The sequence below is a fragment of the Ruminococcus sp. YE71 genome (genome assembly GCF_900119155.1).
Classification (GTDB): domain Bacteria; phylum Bacillota; class Clostridia; order Oscillospirales; family Ruminococcaceae; genus YE71.
In genome coordinates this window covers 40879-64909 of record NZ_FPIR01000009.1, presented here as the reverse complement: position 1 = coordinate 64909, position 24031 = coordinate 40879, and the positions used below count along the sequence as shown (strand labels likewise).

20 protein-coding genes are annotated in these 24031 nt (G+C 51.4%); 16 read left to right on the top strand and 4 right to left on the bottom strand.

Features of this window, described 5'->3' with window-relative positions; translation table 11 throughout:
* Positions 1-203: 203 nt before the first annotated feature.
* From BT142_RS09920 to BT142_RS09860, 15 genes are all read left to right on the top strand, one after another.
* Positions 204-1772, top strand: a complete 1569-nt coding sequence (locus BT142_RS09920) for a GDSL-type esterase/lipase family protein (RefSeq protein WP_072418043.1) — start codon at positions 204-206, stop codon at positions 1770-1772.
* A 351-nt stretch (positions 1773-2123) separates the two neighbouring features.
* Positions 2124-2540 carry a leucine-rich repeat protein gene (locus BT142_RS09915; RefSeq protein ID WP_072418042.1) on the top strand — a complete coding sequence of 139 codons (417 nt, stop codon included), beginning with the start codon at positions 2124-2126 and terminating at the stop codon, positions 2538-2540.
* A 183-nt stretch (positions 2541-2723) separates the two neighbouring features.
* Complete coding sequence (locus BT142_RS09910; protein ID WP_072418041.1) at positions 2724-5624, top strand: fibronectin type III domain-containing protein; 2901 nt, start codon at positions 2724-2726, stop codon at positions 5622-5624.
* A gap of 295 nt (positions 5625-5919) precedes the next feature.
* Positions 5920-6360, top strand: a complete 441-nt coding sequence (locus BT142_RS09905) for a MarR family winged helix-turn-helix transcriptional regulator (protein WP_072418040.1) — start codon at positions 5920-5922, stop codon at positions 6358-6360.
* Complete coding sequence (locus BT142_RS09900) at positions 6357-8351, top strand: MATE family efflux transporter (RefSeq protein ID WP_072418039.1); 1995 nt, start codon at positions 6357-6359, stop codon at positions 8349-8351. Before BT142_RS09905 ends, BT142_RS09900 begins: the two co-directional genes overlap by 4 nt.
* 297 nt (positions 8352-8648) lie before the next feature.
* Positions 8649-9398 carry an L-2-amino-thiazoline-4-carboxylic acid hydrolase gene (locus BT142_RS09895; protein WP_072418038.1) on the top strand — a complete coding sequence of 250 codons (750 nt, stop codon included), beginning with the start codon at positions 8649-8651 and terminating at the stop codon, positions 9396-9398.
* A gap of 568 nt (positions 9399-9966) precedes the next feature.
* Positions 9967-10599, top strand: coding sequence for a TetR/AcrR family transcriptional regulator (locus BT142_RS09890; RefSeq protein WP_072418037.1), 633 nt, complete (start codon positions 9967-9969; stop codon positions 10597-10599).
* Between the two features lie 80 nt (positions 10600-10679).
* Positions 10680-11405: an ABC transporter transmembrane domain-containing protein gene (locus tag BT142_RS20000; protein WP_347497654.1), complete on the top strand. Its 726-nt coding sequence runs from the start codon at positions 10680-10682 to the stop codon at positions 11403-11405.
* Between the two features lie 17 nt (positions 11406-11422).
* The gene (locus BT142_RS19995; protein WP_347497653.1) at positions 11423-12427 is read left to right on the top strand and encodes an ABC transporter ATP-binding protein; all 1005 of its coding nucleotides are present in this window, start codon (positions 11423-11425) and stop codon (positions 12425-12427) included.
* Positions 12424-14169 carry an ABC transporter ATP-binding protein gene (locus BT142_RS09880; RefSeq protein WP_072418036.1) on the top strand — a complete coding sequence of 582 codons (1746 nt, stop codon included), beginning with the start codon at positions 12424-12426 and terminating at the stop codon, positions 14167-14169. The genes BT142_RS19995 and BT142_RS09880 overlap by 4 nt, the downstream gene beginning before the upstream one ends.
* On the top strand, positions 14166-15110 hold the full coding sequence (locus tag BT142_RS09875; protein ID WP_072418035.1) for an ABC transporter permease: 945 nt from the start codon (positions 14166-14168) through the stop codon (positions 15108-15110). The genes BT142_RS09880 and BT142_RS09875 overlap by 4 nt, the downstream gene beginning before the upstream one ends.
* On the top strand, positions 15100-15918 hold the full coding sequence (locus tag BT142_RS09870; RefSeq protein ID WP_072418034.1) for an ABC transporter permease: 819 nt from the start codon (positions 15100-15102) through the stop codon (positions 15916-15918). Before BT142_RS09875 ends, BT142_RS09870 begins: the two co-directional genes overlap by 11 nt.
* Position 15919: 1 nt before the next feature.
* Positions 15920-16447, top strand: coding sequence for an ATP-binding cassette domain-containing protein (locus BT142_RS09865; RefSeq protein ID WP_242871992.1), 528 nt, complete (start codon positions 15920-15922; stop codon positions 16445-16447).
* Positions 16434-16661, top strand: a complete 228-nt coding sequence (locus BT142_RS19585) for an ATP-binding cassette domain-containing protein (protein ID WP_242871993.1) — start codon at positions 16434-16436, stop codon at positions 16659-16661. Before BT142_RS09865 ends, BT142_RS19585 begins: the two co-directional genes overlap by 14 nt.
* 26 nt (positions 16662-16687) lie before the next feature.
* Entirely contained in the window at positions 16688-17440 is a 753-nt protein-coding gene (locus tag BT142_RS09860) for an ABC transporter substrate-binding protein (protein ID WP_242871994.1), read from the top strand.
* A gap of 187 nt (positions 17441-17627) precedes the next feature.
* On the opposite strand, the gene BT142_RS09855 is transcribed toward BT142_RS09860, so the two are convergent.
* The 4 genes from BT142_RS09855 to BT142_RS09840 are packed head-to-tail and all read right to left on the bottom strand — an operon-like array spanning position 17628 to position 22785.
* On the bottom strand, positions 17628-18182 hold the full coding sequence (locus BT142_RS09855; RefSeq protein ID WP_072418033.1) for an ATP-binding protein: 555 nt from the start codon (positions 18180-18182) through the stop codon (positions 17628-17630).
* A 26-nt stretch (positions 18183-18208) separates the two neighbouring features.
* On the bottom strand, positions 18209-19153 hold the full coding sequence (locus tag BT142_RS09850) for a sensor histidine kinase (RefSeq protein ID WP_072418032.1): 945 nt from the start codon (positions 19151-19153) through the stop codon (positions 18209-18211).
* Positions 19141-21456 (bottom strand): heavy metal translocating P-type ATPase, encoded by a 2316-nt coding sequence (locus tag BT142_RS09845; RefSeq protein ID WP_084659420.1) that lies wholly within the window; start codon positions 21454-21456, stop codon positions 19141-19143. Before BT142_RS09845 ends, BT142_RS09850 begins: the two co-directional genes overlap by 13 nt.
* A gap of 6 nt (positions 21457-21462) precedes the next feature.
* Positions 21463-22785, bottom strand: coding sequence for an urease accessory protein UreH domain-containing protein (locus BT142_RS09840; protein ID WP_072418031.1), 1323 nt, complete (start codon positions 22783-22785; stop codon positions 21463-21465).
* 310 nt (positions 22786-23095) lie between these two features.
* Here BT142_RS09840 and BT142_RS09835 point away from each other — a divergent pair, with 310 nt between their 5' ends.
* Complete coding sequence (locus BT142_RS09835) at positions 23096-24022, top strand: DUF1848 domain-containing protein (protein WP_072418030.1); 927 nt, start codon at positions 23096-23098, stop codon at positions 24020-24022.
* Positions 24023-24031 lie beyond the last annotated feature (9 nt).

Here is a 24031-nt window from a genome sequence, read left to right as displayed (position 1 = left end):
TCAAAAAACTGTTGACAATTTTTGCAATTTGTGGTATAATGATGTTGCGGGTGAGGAACATCTCACCTGATAAATATGTTGTAAAGGCGTAGTGCGTAAAGTCGTACCGCGCCTATTTTAATTGAAATGTATTAAAAATGTTTTGCTTGAAAGTCCGAAGGGGTCAGACCTGAAAGACTTTATTATTAGGAGGAAAAACAATAATGAGGAATAACGTTCTGAAACATATCGCGGCGGGTGTGCTGGTCGCTGTCGCCGTAACGGGAAATATTTCCGCAGGCATTCAGGCAGGATCGCTTTCGGCGGGAAACGATCTCCTTGCGGGCGCGGAAGAAGAGTCAGAGACCGACTGTGAGCCCGCTGATCCTGTAAGCGTGGATGACAGCAGTTCGGGCAGTGACGGCTCTGACAGTCAGACATACACCGCACCCACTATCTACAGCGAGAACGGCATCAAGGTGGTCAGAATCACATGGGATGCTGTCGAAGGGGCGGAGAGGTATGCTGTTGTGGCTTTCGAGGACGACAAATGGCGGTTTGTCGCCAAGACCGAGGACACTTCCTACGATCTCGATCGTCTGATAGCGGGTAAGGAGTACAAGATCGCGGTCATCACATTGATCGGCGGCAAATGGTACGAAGACCACTCGAACGCGATCAATGTAACGCCCGACGCGGCGGCGAGCCCTTATCCCACTGTGACGGGCATCGACTTCAGCGAGGAGAACGACAGGTTCAGACTGAACTGGTCCGCAATCGAGGGATCAGAGCGGTACGGCATCGCCGTGGACCTTGACGGCAGATGGAAGGTCGTTACCCAGAGCATCCCCGAAGATAGAACATATTTTGATTCACCCAAGTTCAAGGAAGCTCAGACCTATAAGCTGGTGATATGCGCCAAGATCGACGGCAAGTGGGATGTCCGCGACCTGAATTCAAGGACGTTCGAGGTCACTGTAGAACCCGAACCCGCGCCCGTCGTCCACAATTATGAAGCGGAAGACTTTCAGTTTTCGGGAAATGTCTATGTGATCGGCGACTCCAGCATCTGCACTTATGATTATTCAAAGGAACACATAAGAAAAAGAGGCGTCTTTGGCTGGGGCATGATGCTCGCAAATGAGTTCAACGGCGTGAAGATCATTAACCTTGGAAGAGGCGGCGCCAGTGCCCGCAACTATGTGAAAATGTACAGCTACAGGGTGCTGCGTCAGTCCATCGGCAAGGGCGATTACCTGTTCATCCAGTTCGGTCACAACGATGAAAAGGTCGATGAGACCAGGTATCCCGGATACGGAACATACCCGGGTCTCGATTTCTCCACGCTTGACGATGAAGGCAAAAATGCTGACGGACAGTATTCTTTTGAGTGGTTGCTGCTGAACTTATATATCAGGGGCGCAAAGGCAAGGGGCGCTACGGTCGTGCTGGTAACGCCCATCACAAGACGGTACGGCGATGATTTCCCTGACAAGGTCGGTATGCCGAGATATGAGGAACATGAGAAATACGCTGCCGCCATCATCGCACTTGGCAAGCAGTACAATATTCCCGTCATCGACTTGACAGCAAAGACCGTTGCGTATTATAATGAGCTTTACAACGAGGGCGGTGCTGCTGCGACCGCGTCGCTCCACTGTAAAAATCTGAATCTGAACGGCATCGACAACTCGCACCTCAACGCGAAGGGCGCCACCATCATCGCAGATATGGCTGCCAAGGAGACAAAAACGCTGAATCTGAAGATCGCCGAAAGGCTGAGAGAGGATTGAGCTGAGGGATCGAAGCACTGTTTTTCCGACAGAAAATATACAGGAGGGTCACCGATGCGGAGACCCTCTTTTTGTTTCATATTATTATATTGCCGCGTCAGACTCTGCCGACTGTTCCTGTTCGGACACTGTCCCGAAGAGAACATATTCTTCGCGCCGATCTTACTTGACATTACTGACTTTCTGTGGTACAATTATTCCTTCTGTGTTGTACAGTAAGAAAGAAGGCATTCTATGGAAAACGGAAAGAGACCCATTCGGAAAAAAAGAGTATGCAATATCATATTGATAGTTTTACTCGTACTTACCTTGATATATGTCATGTTTAATATAGTCCTGTGGCAAAAAGGAATGCCCGAGCGCTTTTTCAAGTACAGTATAACCGAAAAAGATACAGTTCAGATAGATTATTATACGGGGCCTTTTTTTCTGCTGAATATCCCCGATACTATCGAGGGCAAGCAGGTCACCTCGATCGGCTGCGGATATGACACTGATCCGGCTTACTTCCAGTGCCACGAAACCTTCGCCGATATGAAATATCTCCGCGAGGTCAGCCTGCAACAGAGCCTGAAAAGTATCGGCAACAACGCGTTCGCAAACTGCATCCCAAGTTATATATTCATTGAATGCTACTCCCTTGAGAAGATCACCATCCCCGCGAGTGTTGAGGAAATAGGCGAGAGATATATGAACACATTTGCAGAGCTCGCGGGCTCTGCATTTTTTTGCGAAAAAAAATCCTGGGATATATTGACAAATCAATGATAATATGTTATGATATATTTATCCAAAAGATTTGAAAATCGAGCTGCCACTTTTGTTAAATGTATATAGAAAAGGCTGGCAGACCAAATGCGCCTTTTCGGACTTTTTGGTAAATATACCGTGCCTCACGGGATAGCACTGTCCTTATGAGGCGAACTTCATTTTATATAAGGAGGAGTTTCAATGCGAAACGTTATGAAAAGAGTAACGGCAGGCATCGCTGCGCTGTCGATGGTCTCGGGGGCGGTGCCTGCTCTGCCGATAATGCAGACGGTCTCGAACCTGACGGCTATCACGGCTGACGCGGAGATCGCGGGGGATTTCAAATACAGGATCCTCGATGACGGAACGGCCGAGCTGACAAAATATCTCGGAAAAGATGCCGTCATCAACATCCCGTCTGAGATCGGCGGGCACAAGATAACTTCGTTGGGCACGGAGCTGTTTTATTACTGCACCTCGGTCAAGTCTGTGACCATCCCCGACGGTGTGACAACGATAGAAAGCTATGCATTCTATGGCTGTTCTTCACTCAGAGCTGTGGACATCCCCGACAGTGTGACTTCGATAGGCGCCCATGTATTCCAGCACTGTTCTTCGCTTTCATCTGTGAACATCCCTGAAAATGTGACTTCCCCGATAGGCACCTGGGCATTCTATGGCTGTTCTTCGCTCACCTCGATAAACATCCCCGAAGGCGTGACTTCGATAGATGAAGCGGCATTCCTGTATTGCAGATCGCTTAGATCGGTGACGATCCCCGGCAGTGTTACTTCGATAGGCGAGCGTTCATTTGAGGGCTGTACTTCACTTACATCCGCGACCATTTCGGACGGCGTCACTTCCATAGGCGCCACGGCATTCAGGGGCTGCAACGTGCTTGAGTCCGTGACTATTGCGGACAGTGTGACAGAGATCGGCAAGGATGCTTTTTCAGGTACAAAATGGCTTGATAATATGAAAGCCGAAACTCCTCTCGTTATCGTCAGCAATATCCTGCTCGACGGAACGACCGCATCGGGGGACGTGGTCATTCCCGATGGCGTGACTACGATAAACGACTCGGCATTTATAAAGTGTACGGCGATCACATCCGTGACCATTCCCGACAGCGTGACTTCGATAGGCAACTCGGCATTTATCGGATGCAGTGCGCTCGCATCCGTGACCATTCCCGAAAGTATCACGGATATTGGCGCAGACGCGTTCAAGGGAACAAGATGGCTCGTAAATAAAGCAAAAGAAGATCCTCTCGTTGTACTAAACGGCATCCTGATCGACGGTTCAAACGCATCGGGAGATGTTATTATTCCCGATGATGTAACTAAGATCAATGACAATGTGTTCGCACGCAATAAAAATATAGACTCCGTGACCATTCCAAACGGCGTGACTGAAATAGGAAATTCTGTATTCACAGGCTGCACGGCACTTGGATCTGTGACAATTTCTGAAGGTGTGACTTCGATAGGCAACTTCGTATTCAACGGCTGCACCGCACTTACCTCTGTGACCATCCCCGACAGCGTGACCACGCTCGGCGAATCGGTATTCAACGGCTGCAAAAAACTTACCTCTGTGTCCATCCCGTGCAGCGTGACCGTGATCCCTGCCATGGCATTCAGGGAATGCTCCTCTCTCAGATCCGTGACCCTTCCAGACAGCGTGACCCTGATCGACTACGAAGCATTCCAGAACTGTTCGATGCTTTCAGATGTGAATATTCCGAACAGCCTGACTCGGATAGGAAATTATACATTTGAAGGCTGCACCGCACTTACCTCTGTGACTTTACCGGACGGTATGAAAACGATCGGCGGCTGGGCATTCCATAAATGCTCAGCACTCACAACTCTCGTCATTCCCGACAGCGTGACCGATATAGAACGCAACGCATTCGATTTCTGCACATCACTCACTTCCGTACACATTCCGAACAGCCTCACTAAGATCAGTCAGGGCGTATTCGTGGGATGCAAGTCTCTTGAAAATGTGACCATTCCCGACACTGTGACCGCGATAGAAAAATGGGCATTTGAGTACTGCGAAGCGTTCACAGCTGTTACCATTCCCGAAAGTGTGACTTCAATAGGCGAGCATTCATTCGAGGGCTGCAAGCAGCTTACGTCTCTGGACCTGCCGAACAACCTGAACGATATAGGTGACTACGCGTTCCGCAACTGTACGGCACTTCCGTCCGTGACCATTCCCGACAGTGTGTTATTGATGGGCAGAAATGCGTTCGAGAGCTGCACTTCGCTTGGTTCTGTTACCCTCTCAAACAGCCTGAAAAACATATCCGACTACACATTCCAAAACTGCGAGTCACTTACATCTGTCACCATCCCCGACAGCGTGACTTCGATAGGCGTTAAGGCGTTCGAGAACTGCACCTCGCTCTCGTCCGCGACCATTCCCGACAGCGTGACAACGATAGGCACTGTGGCGTTCAGAAACTGCCCGTCGCTTGTGATATACTGTAATGAGGGTTCGGCGGCTTACGACTTCGCTGTAAGCAGCGATATCGAATATGTGCTCATTGACGGCGAAGTGAAGAACCCGACCATCACCTACGAGAAGGGCGATGGCGCGGTCAGGCTGAACTGGACAAAGGTCGCAGGCGCGGAAAAGTACGCAGTCATGAATTACTTCGACGGTTCGTGGAAGATGCTCGCGGAGGGCAATACGAACACCTATACCATCACAGGACTGATCCCTGGCAAGGAGTACAAGGTCGTTGTCTTCGCAAAGATAGACGGCGAGTGGTATACGGATGATTCCAATGCGATAGTTGTAACATCGAAAGCACCTGCACCTGTTTATCCCGAAACTAAAGCTGAGGTTCAGGGAAATGCGTTCAGGCTGACATGGACGGCTGTCCCGAACGCGCAGAAGTATGTTATCGCATACACGACCAACGGCAAGACATGGAAGATCGCAAAGACTGTCGATGCAAATACGACTTCGTTCACCTACAAGAACACCCCGAAAGGCACTTATTACATTGTGGTAGGCGCCTATGTGAACGGCAAACTCGATACGTCCGACCTCACAAACAGGGCGGTCAAGGTCGTGATCGAATAATATTTCGGAAGCGGGTAAACGGCAGTTTCTTCGGAGACTGCCGTTTTTTCAATGCGCCCGATACTTTCCTTTTTCGATAACATTTCCCATGGGTGAATGGCTGCCCATGCCGCCTTCCGAAACAGATCAATATCCAAACAGCAATTGTTAAAACGACCAATTTATACCATTTCTTGCGTGATGTTTTGTGGAACAAGACAAAAATGACGGCCGCGTCTTGACACGGTACACTTCAGGTGATAGTATATATCGTATGCGATACATCGTATACGATATATTTATTCGGAGGGACAGTATGATACATCAGAAGGAATTTATCACCGCGTCGCTGATCGTCAAGCTCGGCAACGCCGTGACCTACTACCGCAACATGAAAATGGAGGACATCGGGCTGACCTCGGTGCAGAGCGACGCTCTCATCGCGATGCTCCGCGACCCCGAGATAACCGCTTCGCAGCTGAAAGAACGGCTCAACCTGTCGCAATCGACCGTGGCGGGGATAATCGAAAGGCTCGAAAGCAAGGGTCTCGTCTCGAAGGTCACCGACCCCGACGACGCAAGAAAAACTCACCTCATCCCCACCGAGAAGGGCAGACAGCTTGAGGACAAGCTGAGAGAGATCGCGCTGGACATCCAGAAAGCCCTGCTGAGGGGGATGAACGCCGACGAGCAGGCAGAGTTTTCACGGCTGCTCGGCATCGCGCTCGAAAACCTGAACGAGGTGAGAAAGTCATGAGCAGTGAAACGAAAACCGTAAACAGCGGATTGTTCACCACGATGCCCGTCGTCAAGGCAGTCGCGAAGCTCGCGGTGCCGACGGTCATCAGCCAGATGATCGTCATCCTCTACAGCCTTGCGGACACCTTCTTCATCGGGCGTATCGGCGACCCGAACCAGATCGCCGCGCTTTCCATCACCTTCCCGATCTACACGCTGCTGACCGCCGTTGCGAATCTTTTCGGCATCGGTGCGAACAGCGTTATCGCACGAAGTCTCGGTCAGAACGACAAGGACACCGCGAAGAAGGCATCCGCATTCGGCTTCTGGGGGAGCCTTGCGGTCACGGCTGTGCTGTCTGTTCTGCTGGGCATTTTCATGAAGCCTGTGCTGACCTTTTTCGGCGCCGATCGGGAGACGCTGGGCTACACCTCCGACTACCTCATGTGGGTGTTCGTCATCGGCGGCATCCCGACGGTCGCGGGGCTTTGCCTCGGGTACCTCGTCCGCGCGGTCGGCAAGACCAAAGAGGCTGGCATCGGGCTGACGATCGGCGGCGTCATGAACATCATCCTCGACCCCGTGTTCATCTTTCATTTCCGCATGGACGTTGCAGGTGCGGCGTGTGCCACGATGATCTCGAACACCATCTCCGCCGTGTATTTTCTTGCGATACTTGCGAAGATCCGCCAAACCACCGTCCTCACCATCGCCCCGAAGCATTTCTCGATGGAGAAAAAGGTCGCGTGGGGGACGGTCTCGGTGGGACTTCCTGCGGCGCTTTCTGTTCTGCTGGTGTGCTTCTCCATCTCGCTGCTGAACGGTAAGCTGCTTGCGCACGAGGGCGGTAATATCCTCTCGGCGGCTTACGGCGTTGCGTCGAAATGCGGAACGATCGCCCCGCATATCAGCATCGGCATCGCGCAGGGCGTTATGCCGCTTATCGGGTACAGCTACGGCGCGAAGAACCACAGGCGCGTCCATGAGGTTTGCAGGCTGTCGTTCATCATCCTCATGATCTTCTCGGTGGGGTTCCTCGCAGTGGTTCATCTTATGCCCGAGACCATCGTAAGAATGTTCATCGACCATGACGAGACCGTCCGCGTTGGCGGCGATTTCATCCGCTGCTGGTCATGGTGCGTGATCGGCATGAGCCTGTTCAATATGTACAACTCGATCTTTCAGGCGGTCGGCAGGTGGAAGACCTCGCTGCTGCTTGCGGTGCTGAGACTCGGCGTGATCTTCACGGCGCTGACGATCATCTTCGACGCTATGTTCGGCGTGAGGGGTCTGATGTGGGTGCAGGCTGTCACCGACACCGCCGCCTGCGTCCTTGCGGCATTCATGTATGAACAGTTCAAGAGGTCGATCTTCAGAGAGTTCACAGCCGAGACCGCGACCCCGTCGGCAGTCATCGGCAGCCGTATCATCACCATCAGCCGTGAGTTCGGCAGCGGCGGCCGCACGATCGGCAGGCAGGTGGCGGAAGCGTTGGGCATACCCTGCTATGACGGCGAGATGATCGGGAGGATAGCCGAGGAGAGCGGTCTTGCGAAGGAGTATGTCGCCTCGAAGGACGAGAGCGTTTCGGTCATGAACCTCTACGACAGCACCGAGGGCGCGATGACCGACAAGATGTGGTTCGCGCAGAAAAAGGTCATCACAGGTCTTGCCGAAAAGGGCGCCTGCGTCATCGTCGGGCGGTGTGCCGACCATATCCTCCGCGGCAGCGCCGACTGCCTGACAGTGTTCGTTCACGCTTCCGACGAAAAGCGTGCCGAGCGTATCGTGAACGAATACGGTCAGCGCGAGGCGGAGCCCTCAAAACGCCTCGCCGACAAGGACAAGGTCAGAAAAGCCTATTACGAGCTGTACACGGGCAGCAAGTGGGGTTCGAGCGATAATTACGATCTCTGCCTTGACAGCGGACGCATCGGCATCGCAGAGTGCACCAAGACGATCACCTCGCTGTATCTCAGTAAAAATTCGGCAGCGGGCGAAACGGCATAATAACCGAAACAGGCAGATACCTCATTTGAAGTATCTGCCTGTTTGTTTTGCCGATAGCTGCATAAAAGTTTATCATGTTCACGTTTTCGGGATAAATGATTGAAAAACCGCACGGAATATGATATAATGGAACAGGAAGGTTCTGATAAACAGGGAGTTGATGATCTGTCCATGACTGCGGCTTTGTCAATTTATCGGAAAATGAAGATGATTCGGGGCTCGGAGAGCTTGTTGAGACCGAGGAATATACGTCCTGCACAAAAACGTGCTCATCAATTCAATAAGTGAGGGGAAAATATGCTGAGATCAGGAAAACTTAATATCGACCGAAAAAAACACATCAGTTACAGCAGGCGTGCCGAAAAGAAGCTCAGAGAGCGGCTTGCCGAAAGGTATGGAAGGGAAGAACAGCAAGCGATATGGAATAAAGCCGTGTCGGTCTACGAAAGCTATCTGACCGACCTGCCCTATATCGGCGGAAAGAAAAACCCGATGGCTTCGCAGCTTTACGATTCGCTGATATGCTTTGCTTACTGGGAAGCGCTCCCTGTCAAAGAATCGGTCGGCGAATTCAAGCTCACGGTCGATCGTGTGTTCTTCGGGCAGGATATAAAGACATTCCCGCGCTGGTTCTCGGTGCAGAACCAGAAGCTGCTGGATATCGCCGCTTTTCTCGTGGGGGCGTTTGCTGAGTATACCATGAACCGCCATGTGCGTTCGGGCGAGTGGAACAACGCGTGGAAGCTGCTCGTAAACCCGAAGAAGAGACCGAAGGAAGGGCTTCGTGCGGTGCTCGTCGGCTGTCCGATATATGATTTTGCTAAGGCTCACGATCTGCTTTTCCTCATGCCTGCGATGTGCAACGGCGACTACGGCAGTATGCCCCACCTCCGTGCCGATACGATACGTCCGAAGACCGTATCGCGGGGATACAGGTGCTGTGATAATTATATCGTGAACAACGAGAGCGCAGTGTACGACAAATATCCCGTCAAAAGAGACAAGAATGGCTTCCTGTACAATGACGAGCCTGCGGACTTGAAATGACGGAGAATGACGCATCGCGAAACAATGTTATCGGCATATTCATCTGAAACTGCCGCTGTGATAAGTACAGCGGCAGTTTTTTTGCGCTGTCACCGTCTTGCCCGAACGGTCACAGCTGTTCGGACAAGTGTACGCTTTTTCGGACTGACGCGATACCTGACTTCAAGATACCCATATTTAGTATTGAAAAACTTTTCAAAAACAGCACCATGCTGATACGAAACTCGCAAAGCTATTTTTGAGCAAATTCTATCTTTTCCATATTATCTGTCTGTTCCATAATTAACCTCCATATAGAACACAATTTCCGCGAGAAAGCCACTTTCCGAAATCGCCGTCATCAAGAACGATCCCGATATGTCAGTGAAAAGGCACTCATGTGCGAGAGGGCGTGACTTTACGCGGAGAATGGGCAGCATGATATAAAACGTATAATTTTCTGTCTGTCTTATTTCGATTTATTATAGGAAATCGAAAAAAATACTTTACAGGTATTGACAAATCGGAAATAATATGATATATTTGCAACAGTGTTGTGCAACGCTGTTGCAAATATGGGAGGTGTATTATGGCTAACAGAGTTGAGGGCGTTACCGAAAAGCTGCTTGAATGTGCTATGCAGGAATTTCTTGCGAACGGTTATAACGGCGCTTCGATGCGTACTATCGCCGAAAATGCAGGGACTACCCCTCGTTCGATCTATACTCGGTACGAGGACAAGGAGGGGCTTTTCTGTGCGCTGGTCGAGGGATCGGCTGTCGAACTGAAAGATTATTTCGAGAAGCATATGCAGGCATACAGTCAGCGTCCCGTAGAGGAACAGAGGGAGCTTTTCCATGACGAGGAGTTCGACCGTGAGCATAAGGGATATATGCAGGAAATAATTGACCTTATGTATCGCAAGCATGACGAATTCAAGCTGCTTATCTGCTGCTCCGAGGGTACGAGATATGCGGATTTCGTCGAGGATATCGCCGAGCTTGATGAAAAGTATACCCTGAAATATATCGAGGATACAGGCAACGATGTGATAACCTCGGGGCGTGCGGGAACACGGCTGATCCATCTTTTGTGCAGCTCGTATATGTACGGTTTTTTCGAGGTGATACGCCACGATATGAGCAAAGCCGAAGCAGGGGTGCATATATCTCAGCTTCAGGACTTTTTCTCCCACGGCTGGGATAAGCTGTTCAATCCGTAACAAACAGGCAGTGCTTTCGGGCATTGCCTGTTAAAATGAAATATAGTTAGCCGTATCTAACTATTTGAGAGGTGTTTTGATTGGAAAAGAAACGATCGCCGTTTGCCATGATAATGCAGTATGCAGGCGCACACAAAAGCAAATATGTATGTTCGGTAATACTTGCCGTTATATCGGTAGTGTGCGGAATGGTGCCGTATTTCGCAGTTGCGAAAATGGTGACGGCTATGATAGGACATGAGGAAAAAGATATGTCTTTCTTTGCGGTATGGTGTATAGCCGCGGCGGCAGGATATATCGCAAAAGGGATATTCAACGGTATCTCAACGAGCGTATCACATACGGCAACTTATCTCACGATGAAAGAGATACGTCAGAAGCTGATCGCCAAGCTGACCCGTATGCCGATGGGAACGATACTTGAATCGCCGTCGGGATACTACAAGGACGTTATCGTTGACAGGGTCGAAGGCATCGAAGTTCCGCTGGCGCACCTGCTCCCCGAAATGACAGCAAACGTGCTTGCACCCGTGCTGATGCTGATATATCTGTTCACGCTCGACTGGCGGCTGGCGCTTCTTTCGCTGATAACCATCCCTGTCGGCATGGCTGTCATGAGCACCACCATGAAAAGCTACGGCGAGAATTACGGCAAGTCGGTGGAGATAGGCGGCAAAATGACAAACGCTATCGTTGAGTATATGGGCGGTATCGAGGTCATAAAGGCATTCAGCCAAAGCAAAAACTCCTATGAGAAATACGAATCAGCTGTCAACGAAAATGCGGCTTTTTTTACGGCTGGATGAAAAGCGCCCAATGGGCGATGTCAGCATACAATGCGATAACTCCCTCCGTTCTGCTGACAGTGCTGCCCTTTGGATTCCTGTTCTATTCATCGGGAAGTCTGACAGCAAGCGCATTTGTCACGGTGATAATTCTCTCACTCGGTCTGCTTGAACCACTGATAGCCGCAATGAATTATACCGACAACATAGCAAGAGTCGGCACGGTCATGGGGCAGATAAATGAAGTGCTTGCAAGTTCCGAGATAAACAGAACAAATAAAAAAACAGATATAAACGGAAATTCGATAGAATTCAGAAACGTGACTTTCAGCTACGATAACGAAAAAGAGGCTCTCAAAAATATCAGCCTGACTATTCCCGAGGGCAAAGTTACAGCTCTTGTCGGGCATTCGGGTAGCGGCAAATCGACAGTCGCAAAGCTCATTGCAGGCTTCTGGGACGTGACCGATGGAGAACTGCTGATCGGCAGCAGTAATGTCCGTGATATTCCTCTTGAAGTTCAGGCTGAGAGGATAGCCTACGTTGAGCAGAACAATTTCCTGTTCGATGAAACTGTTATGGAGAATATCCGCAAGGGCAGGTCGGGTGCGACCGATGAAGAAGTGACTGCCGCCGCAAAAGCCGCAGGCTGTGACGAGTTTATCAGAGGTTTGGACAAGGGCTATCAGACAGTCGTCGGCAGTGCAGGCGGACATCTTTCGGGCGGTGAAAGACAGCGTATCGCTATTGCAAGGGCTATGCTTAAAGATGCGCCGATCGTCATACTCGATGAAGCAACAGCATATATCGACCCCGAAAACGAGGCTGTTATCCAGAATGCTATTGCAAAGCTCGTGCAGGGTAAGACGGTCATAGTCATCGCCCACAGGCTTTCGACCATTACCGATGCGGATAACATTATCGTCATGAATGACGGAACAGTTGCCGCACACGGAACTCATAAGAAGTTGCTTGACAGCTCACAGCTTTACCGCAGTATGTGGCAGGCGCACACTGGTACAAAGGGAGGTGCGGTATCATGATAAGCGCGTTCAGAAAGATATGGGATTTCGCAGGAAACAAACAGAAAAATATTAAGACTTCGATAGTGCTGGCACTTCTGCACTCGATATTTTACGCGTTGCAGTTTGCGGCGGTGTTTGTGATACTCAAAACACTGACGGGCGGGGACAAGTCGAAAATAAACGCATTGTACGCATTCGGCATTATGGCTGCAAGCGTTATCGGGCGGATAATCCTCAACACCTACTCGCAGTTACAGCGTGTCCACGCAGGCTATTTCATGGTGGCGAACAAGCGTATTTCCATCGGCAACAAGCTGAGGACTGTCCCGATGGGTTATTTCAACAAGAACAATCTAGGGCAGATGACGGCGATAACCACCACAACTCTCACAGACGTTGAAAATACGGCACCCGTTGTGCTTGTGACGGTGCTGGGAGGGTTCATCAACTCGGTGGTGTTCGCGCTGTCGGTTCTGTTATTTGACTGGCGTATCGGCATCATCGTTTTCATCGGCATGGCGGCGTTCATCTGGACGACCTCCTTGCAGGAAAAGCGCTCTCGCAAAGGCGCTCCCGAAAGACAGCGTGCACAGGAAACGCTCGTTGAGAAGGTGCTTGAAGCGGTGCAGGGCATCAGCGTCATCAAGAGCTTTCACCTCGGCGAAAGCTCGTCAAGTGCGGTAAATTCCGCAATTGAGCAGAGCTGTGACAAAAACCTTGCCATCGAAAAGCAGATGACCCCTTATCAGATATTCCAGCAGATAGTGCTGAACCTGTTTGCGGTTATCATCATGATCGTGACGGCGGCGCTTTATCTGAACGGCTCGATGGAGCTTGCCAATGCGGTGATGATGTTCGTGGCGTCGTTTATGGTGTTCGAGCAGATGAAAAGCGCAGGCATCAGCATTGCAACCCTTCGTATCGCCGAAAGCTCGATCGACAAGGCGAACGAGACAGACAATGTTCCCGTTATGGACGAGGGCGGTAAAGACATATCCCTCGAAAACCATGACATATCCTTTAAAAATGTGGATTTCTCCTACGGTGAAAGAAAAATACTTGACAATATATCCTTTGAGATAAAAGAAAAGACCACAACTGCCATAGTCGGTCCGTCAGGCTCGGGAAAGACGACCATGTGCAGTCTCATCGCCCGTTTCTGGGACGTGAACAGCGGCAAAGTGACCATAGGCGGAAACGATGTCCGCGAGTTCACCCTCGACAGCCTGATGAGGAATATCAGCATGGTGTTCCAGAATGTGTATCTTTTCAGCGACACGGTGGAGAACAACATCAAGTTCGGCTTCCCGAATGCCACTCATGAACAGGTAGTCGAAGCCGCAAAAAAGGCTTGCTGTCACGATTTCATCATGCAGCTGCCGAACGGCTACGACACGGTGCTTGAGGAGGGCGGCTCGTCCCTTTCGGGCGGCGAACGTCAGCGGCTTTCCATTGCAAGAGCGATACTCAAAGACTCCCCGATCATCATACTTGACGAAGCCACCGCCAACGTTGATCCCGAAAACGAAGACAGGCTGCAAGCAGCGATCGAAGCGCTGATGAAGGACAAGACCATCATCATGATAGCCCACAGGCTGAAAACCGTCCGCCGCGCAGATCAGATACTTGTGCTTGACGGCGGTCACATCGTTCAGCGGGGAACTCACAGTCAGCTTGCAGCGCAGGACGGTATCTATTCGAGATTCATAAGTCAGCGTGAGCAGGCGGAAAGCTGGCACATAGCAGGGCAGAACGCATGATAAAACGCATCATATCAAGGCTTGCTGTTCTGTTGGTGGTGCTGTTCGGTGTGACCTTGCTGACGTTCTTTTATACGAGCCTTTCGCCAGTTGACGCAGGGCAGGCGCTCGCAGTGCGGCGGTACACACGTCCCACCGCCGAGCAGGTCACCGAGGTCAGGCATGAACTGGGGCTTGACAAACCTTTCGGGGAGCAGTATATCAGCTGGCTCGGCAAAGCTGTCAAAGGCGATTTCGGGAACTCCTACAATACGGGAAAACCGATCATTGACGAGCTGACAGCTTCACTGAAGCCTACGGTCACGCTGGCGTTCATTTCCTTGCTGTTCACAGCTCTGCTGAGTATACCTCTCGGGGTTCTTTCAGCCTCACGCAAGGGCGGATTTGCGGACAAGACGATATATCTTTTCGGGATAGTTTGTATGTCCGTGCCGAATTACTGGATAGGATTTATGCTGATGATCGCATTTGTGGTGCAGCTTCCGTGGTTCAGCATCATGGGTGCGGAGAATATCAAAGATTTTGTTCTTCCGTCACTTGCGATAGCGATACCGACAGCCTCGGCAAATATACGGGTGTTCCGCTCATCGCTCCTTGACGGCTACAACAGCGATTTTGTCATGTACGCAAGGGCGAGAGGCATTTTCGAGAGAAAGATCGCAGGAATGGTCAGCAGATATGCACTTCCACCGCTGGTGACATTACTCGGGCAGAGCTTCGGCTTCACGATAGCGGGAAGTGCCATGATAGAATTTGTGTTCTCTATCCCGGGTGTCGGCTCGATGCTCGTCACGGCGCTCGGTTCGAGGGATACGGTGACAGTCAACGCCTGCGTGCTTGTGATCGCTGTCATATTGGTTGCTGTGAATTTCCTCGCTGAGGTCATCAATACTGTTCTGGACCCGAAGGAGCAGGCTAAGGAGCGTGCGTATGACAGGTAAAATACTTCGTAAACCGCAGGCGGTCATCGGACTGCTGATGATGCTTGCAGTATTATTTGCTATGATATATGCGCCGCACCTTACACCGAACGATCCGAACAAAGTGAATATCATGCAGAAATTCGCCGAGCCGTCGGAGCAGTATCCTCTCGGCACGGACGATATGGGGAGATGTATCGCTTCAAGGCTCATTTACGGTTCGAGAGTGTCGATGGCGATAGCACTTCCGACGATAGCAGCGATTGCGGTCATAAGCGTCCTGCTTGCGACTGTGTGCGCATATATCGGCGGTATCGTTGATAAAGCGTTTGTTATCATATCGAATATTTTCATGGCGCTGCCGCCATTTCTTGTGGCGATGATGCTTGTGGGACTGTTTGAATCGAAGGCTCTCAGCATAGTTGTCTCAATAGTTATCGCGATGTGGGTATGGAACGCGCAGGTGGTTCGCACCTATGTGCTGCGTGAAAAATCAAAGCCGTATATCATCGCCTGCCGTATGTCGGGCTGTTCGGAACTTCGCATCATCATGAAGCATATCATACCGTATATCTTTCCGCATCTGCTGGTGCTGTACAGCACGGGGCTTTCGGGGGTCATCATCATGATATCGAGCTACGCATTTCTCGGGCTGGGGCTTGAAACGGGTACTGCGGAATGGGGCGCTATGCTCGTTAATGCCAACAAGCTGATATTCAGCCACCCCGAGCTGATACTTTATCCAGGGCTTTGTATCCTGTTTGCGGCAGCAGGCTTCAACCTTTTCGGAGAAGCGCTCCGTGACATCTGTGACCCGAGGGAGGGCTGATATGCTGAAAGTAAACGATCTTGAGATAACGGCTCGTTCCACAAAGGAACAGCTGGTAAAGGGTATCAGCTTTGAGGTCGGCAAGGGTGAAACTCTCGGTCTTATAGGCGAAAGCGGCAGCGGAAAAAGTCTGACAAGCAAGGCTGTCATGAGGCTGCTGAACAGTCGGATATTCAGAGTGAACGGCAGTATAAGATGGAAGGATCGGGAGATGCTCGGCAGAAATGCGAAGCTCCCGAAAGGCTATCGGGGACGGCAGATCGCCATGATAACACAAAACCCCATGACGGCATTTGCGCCGATGATAAAACTTGGCAGGCAGATAGAAATGGGCTTTGAGCTTAAAGGCAGCAGGGCGAAGCGGGAGTTTTACGAGCGGCTTGACAGCGCCCTGAAAAGCGTCAATCTTACCGATCTGAGAAAGATCACGGACAGCTATCCCGACGAGCTTTCGGGCGGTATGCTTCAGCGTGTGATGATCGCGGTCACGATAATGCAAAGCCCCGAGCGAATACATGATACTCGGTGAGCTTGAGCGGCTGAGGAAAGAGGGAATGTCCATGATAGTTGTCACTCACGATTTCGGAGTTGCGTCAAGGCTTTGTGATAAAGTCGCTGTCATGGAGTCGGGCAGTATCATCGAGCAGGGAAGAACCCTCGATGTGTTCAAAGATCCTCGGCAGGACTACACAAAACAGCTTGCGGAAGCAAGTCTGCTGTTTCGGGAGGGTCCATCGCGCTGAACGACGATGTAAAGGGGCTTGACGATGTGAACGTCCGCACCGCTATCCAGATGTCGCTCGACAAGGCGGCGGTCGCCGAGAATATCTATTCGGGACTGCGTACCCCTGCCGATTCGGTCATGCCCTCGGATATGCCGTTCTGCAAGTATGATACCAGAACTCCCGAATATAACTTTGATGAAGCCGTGAAGCTCCTCGAAGACAACGGCTGGAAGGACTCAAACGGCGACGGTGTCCGTGACAAGAACGGCACGGAACTTTCCTACACGATAACCTATCCCGCAACGGGTGTTTATGATGATGTGGTGCTCTACTATCAGCAGACGATGCAGGAGCTCGGCATCGAGGTCAAGACCGACCCTCTCGATCTGATGACCTTCTTTGACAAGGTATTCTCGCAGGTGAACTATGAGATGACCGCCTACATGAGCTACTGGTTCCCGTATAACCCCTACACCTTCGTGGCGAATATGTACCCCTCCACCGACTACACGGCGACAGACGGCATCTACTCCACCGACCCGCAGGTGGCAAAAGCGCTTGCTTCCATGTCGGACAACGAGGCTAAAGAGCTTATCAAGGGGCTTTATACCTACGATGACAACGCAAAAATACAGGAGATATATACCAAGGCTCTGAACTCTGCCAACGAGAGCAGTGTTATCATTCCGCTGAATTACCGCAACGAATATGCGGTCTATAACAGCGATAAGATCGCTTCGTACACCTTCAACAGTATCCCTAATCATGTTGATGTAGCTGCGATCAAATTGAAGTAAACCGATATTTGTGCAGCAAAACAAGCTCCGAGCGCGGTTCAGTGAACAGCGTATCGGAGCTTGTTTGTTATTCTGTCCAATAGGGTATCTGTCGGTCGCGGTATGCTCCGCAATTCCGATCATGACTTGTGCGGAACGGTTTATAGGTGCGCCGAGTCACATAAAAGCCATTGATATATGCCCGATCTTACTTTATACGGTAAATATAATTCTCTTTTCTTGGCGGAGCATCCTTTGCAGGCTCAGCGGCATAGCCCAGAGCACAGTGACCGATACCCTCGTAATCGCCGCTGATACCGAGGCTTTTAAGTATTTCCTTACCGAACTCGGACTCGAATTTCTCCTTTGCTCTGTGTATCCAGATGCTTGCCACGCCAAGGCTCTCAGCGGCATTCATCAGATTCCCGAGTACCAGCGAGCCGTCATAAACATAGGTGGGAACACTCTTATCCGCAAGCACGATCAGGATCACGGGTGCGCCGTAGAACGGGTCAAATCCTTCGTTCCAGCCGCCTGTCTTTCTGTTGGCGTCCGATATTGCATCTCTGCACTTTTTGTCCGTCACAGCGATTATGACAGGGCTGCCTTTTCCGTATCCGCTCTCTGCGGATATCGCTCCGCCGTGAGCATCAATTATTGCCTTTGCGACCGCGAGCCCCACGCCCGAGCCGCCTGTGCTGCGGTTTCGTGACTTGTCTGCACGGTAAAATCGCTCGAAGATATGCGGCAGATCATCGGGCATGATGCCGATACCCGTGTCATTTACTGTCAGTCGGAAAGAATTGTCAGCATTTCCGCAATGATATGGATATGTCCGCCCTTTTCGGAATATTTCACCGCATTGGACAGCAGATTCGTCACGACCTGTGCTATCCTGTCATGGTCGGCACAGACCGTGATATCACCGCAGTTTATACTCACGGTCAGCCCTTTTGCGGCCGTTTCGTTCTCAAACAGCGACACTGTGTTCTCAATAAGCGGCTTTATGCCGAATACCGTCTTATTCAGAATGAGCTGCTCGGCATCTATCCTGTGCAGCTTTTCCATATCGTCCACAAGTCCCGAAATGCGCTGTATTTCCTCATAGCAGCCTGTCAGCCGTTCGGGTGTCGGCTCCCATATCCCTTCGCACATCATCTCTAAATGCGATGCGATATTCGTCAGGGGAGTGCGCAGCTCGTGAGCCACATCGCCCGTCAGACGAGTACTCAGCTTTTCCTGACGTTCAAGCGTTTCCGACATTGTCGTGACAGCCCTTGACAGCTCGTAAAGCTCGGCGGAATTGACGCTGTTTTCATCGGGTGAGCTGAAATCGCCCTCCGCTATTTTTTGCGTATGCCAGATCACATCATGTATCGGTGCGGTGATGCGCCTTGCAAACAGTATACCCGTGAAGACCGCCGCAAGGACAGAAACAATGCCTGTCAGCGGAAGTATGATGTTCAGCGAATCCATAAACTGAAACGCATTCTCATTCATATAATACGGCGTGTAATACATGATCTCGGCATATCCCACAAGCATCTGACTGCTGTACATATGATATTCATGAGAAACAAAGCTTCCGCCCGAATCTCTCAGACGCTCCATATCCGCCCGGATCGTCTGCATCATGTCCTCACAGCAAGCCATATCGTGCTGCTCGATATCCCACAGCACATTTTTCTGGCTGTCGAGAATTTTCAGAAAATAACCGTCATTCACCGCATACATTCCCACGCCGTGGATATCATGTTCAATTCTCTCACCGTGTCCTTTCGGGGTCTGTCATTTTTTGTATCAAATATTTTCGCAAGGTTGAGCCTGAGTGCGTTCGTCACCACCGAAACGCTTGACAAGCTCATCGCTGCTGCCCCGAACATGGGTTTGAGCTCCCAGCCGAACAGCCTGATATAAGCACCCGCCGCAAGAGGTATACCGATGACATTGTAAATGAACGCCCAGAACAGATTCTGCCTGATATTGCGCATAGTCCTGCGGCTGAGTCTGAGCGCTGCGGCAGCGTCGGTCAAACGACTTTTCATCAGCACAACATCTGCGGCATCAATTGCAATGTCAGTTCCTGCGCCGATAGCGATACCGATGTCAGCCCTTGTCAGCGCGGGGGTATCGTTGATGCCGTCACCGATCATTGCCACCTTGCCCTGTTCTTGCAGTCGGCGCACAACGCTCTCCTTCTCATTCGGCAGAACGCCTGCGATGACCATATCCACGCCGACTTGTCTGCCTATCGCATTTGCCGTGCGCTCGTTGTCACCCGTCAGCATTACGGTTTTCAGCCCCATTTTTCTGAACTGAGCGATCGCTTCGGGAGAATCCTCCTTGATCGTATCGGCAACGGCGATCATGCCGAAAAGCCGCCTCTCGTCCGCAAAGAACAGCGGCGTTTTGCCCTCGTCCGCAAGTTTTTGAGCTGTCTCTTTCACTTCATCGGAGATCGTTACCTTGCTTCCGATAAACTCCGCGTTTCCGCCGAAATATGCGGTGTTCCCGAGCCTTGCGGTCAGTCCGCTGCCGTAGAGTGCCTTGAAATCCGTGACATTTGACAGCACAGTTTCATGCCCCTCTGCATATGTGACGATCGCTTTCGCAAGTGGGTGTTCGCTTTTCTGTTCAAGTGCGTACGCCGTTTCGATAAGCGTTTTTTCGTCAGTATTTAACGGGATAATGTCCGTGACAGAAGGCTCACCTTTCGTGATCGTACCTGTCTTGTCGAGAACAACGATCTGCGCCTTGCCTGTTTCTTCGAGGGAAACCGCAGTCTTGAAAAGAATACCGTTCTTTGCACCAACTCCGCTGCCCACCATTATCGAAACAGGTGTTGCAAGTCCGAGGGCGCACGGACAGCTGATGACAAGAACAGAGATCGCACGGGCGAGCGCATAGCCGACCGTCTGCCCGACGGCAAGCCAGATCACCAGCGTCACAAGCGAAATGCCGATGACCGCAGGCACGAATACCCCCGACACTCTGTCTGCAAGTTTGGCGACAGGTGCTTTTGTTGCGGCGGCATCGCTGACCATTCTGATGATCTGTGAAAGCGTTGTGTTCTCACCCACCTTGACCGCCCTACACCGCAGAGATCCCGACTGATTGACCGTGCCTGCCGAAACGCAGCCGCCCGTGATTTTGTCTGCGGGTATGCTCTCTCCTGTCAGTGCCGATTCATCCACCGCACTGGTGCCGTCAATGACCACGCCGTCAACAGGGATATGCTCCCCGGGGCGCACCACAAACACATCGCCGATCTGTACCTGCTCCGCAGGGATCGTCTGCTCCCTGCCGTTACGCTCGACCACCGCCGTTTTCGGGGAAAGCTCCATAAGCCCTCTGAGCGCGTTTGTGGTCTTTCCCTTGGAGTAGGCTTCAAGGGTTTTACCGACTGTGATGAGCGTAAGTATCATCGCCGCCGCTTCAAAGTAGAAGTTCATCATATCGCTCATGACGGCTTCTTCATCTCCTGCGGCGACTGCCCCCGTCATGTGGAACAGCACATATACGCTCCGGAGAAACGAAATTCCCGAGCCCGTCGCCACAAGTGTATCCATATTCGGGCTTCTGTGGATAACAGCCTTAAATCCGCTGATGAAGAATTTCTGGTTTATTACCATGATAACCGCTGTCAGCAGAAGCTGCACAAGCCCCATTGCCACGTGATTTCCGTCAAAAAACGGCGGTAATTTCCAGCCCAACATCATGTGTCCCATGGAAAGATACATCAGCGGCAGCAGCACGATGACCGATGCGATGAGGCGCTTTATCATCATGGGCGTTTCCTTGTCGTCAAGCTCGTCAGCGCTCTTTGCCGATCTTTCTCTGCCTTTTACTGATGCACCGTAGCCGGCATTTTCCACGGCTCTGATGATCTCAGACGGACTTGCCGTACCCTCAACGCCCATTGAATTTGCCAGAAGACTCACCGACACAGAGGAGACTCCTTCCACCGCCGAGACTGCCTTTTCGACTCTTGTGCTGCAAGCGGCACAGCTCATTCCCGTTACATTATACTGTTCCATTTATCCTCACTCCGTAACGTGTATTTTTCCGTATACCATTCCCATCCGGCAGGAATAAGTGAAATCGCCTTTGCTTTTCGGGACAAATTCTATTATATTATTGCCCTCATGAAATTCATATTCCAGACCGAGGTCTTTACAGACGATCATGTAGTTGCAGCCGTTGATGCTGCTTTTTTCGGCGTGGATATTCCAGCGGACGGGAACCCCTGCCTGAACGGTTATCTCGGGATATTTGCCCGATGTCAGCTCGCTTTCGGCTATCTGCACGCCGCCGATGTTCACCGCTGTGTCGGCAGCCCTGCCTGCCGATACAAGCGCTGTCGGCAGAACACCGCTCAATACGCCGCCCTGTGTCAGCAGTGCAAGTCCCATACCTGCTACGGTCACCGCTCCAACGCTCTGTACTGCGTGAGCAAACTTCTTTCCGAGAGCCGTCACAAGAGAGCCAAGCCCCAGCATCAGCGGCAAAGTCCCGAGACTGAACAGCAGCATTGACAGCGCCCCCTTTAAGGGACTTCCGCTTGCAAGAGCGATCAGCCACATCGCCTGCAACGGTCCGCAGGGCATAATTCCGTTCAGCAGTCCGATCAGAAAAGGGGTCTTTGCTTTTGCCGAGGCTCTGCCGAACATTCTGATGAATGTCTTCGGCAGCGGCAGAGAAAATCTTTGCAGCCATGAAAACGCACCGACCAGCCGAAGCCCCACGATAAGCAGCATGGCTCCTGCAATAATTTTGATTAGTCCTTGAACCGTCAGCGGAACCGATACCGCCGCCCCTCCGCCGATGAAATATCCCGCCGTGCCGAGGACTGCTCCTATTGCCGTATATGACACGACCCGTCCGAGGTTGTACAGAAGCGGTCGGGAGAAGGAGCTTTTTCTGTCTTCTTCATCGGGTATGCTCTGGGAAAGGCTGATGCCGCCGCACATGGCGATACAATGCACCGAGGTCACAGCGCCTATGAGAAACAGCGTCCCGTAGCCCATTCCCGACTGTGCAAGCTGTGAGGGGGCGAGTTTGTTCAGCAGCCCTGTATATTGCAGCAGCACATAGAGTACCAATATCGCCGCAAGTGATAATAGTCCTTTGAGCGGCAAGCCGCTGTCCGCCGTGCCTGCGACCTTGTATCCCTCATCTTCGATCACTTTTACGATGCTGTCATAGGTGACGGAATCGTCGCTTTCAAAGTCTGCTTTTGCCTTTTTGTAGCTGACGTTGATATTATGGACGCCCCGAATATTCTGCAAGGCTTTGGCTATCCTATGCTCGCACTGAATGCAGTACATCCCCGATATTTTCAAATGACAGGCTGTTCTTTCTGCCATAGACCTCACCTCACGATATATCATTACAGGCAATTATGTGTTTTTTATGTGCATATCGGATTCGGAAAATTTTTTATTGACACACTTGATCTTTTGCAAAACCCTCTTCCGAGCTCAGGCGTCACATAACACGATAAAAAGGCTATGTCATCCGTGGTTTCGCGGAAGACATAGCCTTTTATTTCGGAAATTTGCGTTTTTGACGGCAGTGTGGTATAATAACAGAAGACCTGTACGATCCCGAACAACCTGACGGAGCATCTCCGACAGCTCCGCAAACGTCGGGAAAAGAGAAAAGGGCGGTGAAAACATGATAATCAACACGGGCATGAGGACGGATATCCCTGCATTTTATTCCGAGTGGTTCATGAACAGGATACGGGCAGGTTTCGTGCTGGTGCGCAACCCTTACCGCCCCGATTGGGTCACGCGGTACGAGCTTGACCCCGAAGTGGTGGACTGCCTTGCGTTCTGCACGAAGAACCCCGCGCCGATGCTGAAACACCTTGACGAGCTGAAAGCGTTTCATCAGTATTGGTTCGTCACCATCACGCCCTACGGCAGGGATGTCGAGCCGAACGTTCCGCCGAAGGAAACGGTCATGCAGGACTTCATCGCGCTTTCAAAGGCGGTCGGAATTGACTGCGTGGGCTGGCGTTACGACCCGATATTCATCGACAGCACCTACAACCTTGAACGCCACATCGCCGACTTCGGGCAGATGTGCCGCACCCTTTCGGGCTTCACGAATGTCTGCGTCATCAGCTTCATCGACCTCTACGAAAAGGTAAAGCGGAACTTTCCGCAGGCTCGGACGGTGGCACCTCAGGAGCGTATCACCATCGGCAGGACGTTTGCGGAGATCGGCAGACGTTACGGCATCACCATCAAAGCCTGCGCCGAGGGCACCGAACTTGCGCCCTGCGGCGTGGACTGCGGCGGCTGTATGACACAGCAGACCTTTGAAACTGCGATAGGCTCCCGCCTGAACGTGCCGAAGAAAAAGTCGCAGAGAGCCGAATGTGCCTGCGTCCTCGGGACGGACATCGGCGCATACGACACCTGCGGACATCTTTGCCGCTATTGCTACGCAAACTACAACATCGGGAACGTTCGGCGGAATATGCGGCTTCATGACCCGAAGTCGCCCCTGCTTGCGGGGAATTTGCAGGAGGGCGAGGTCATTCATCGGGCTGTTCAGGAGCGCTGGACGGACGACCAGCTTTCATTCTTTTAGGCGTCAGAC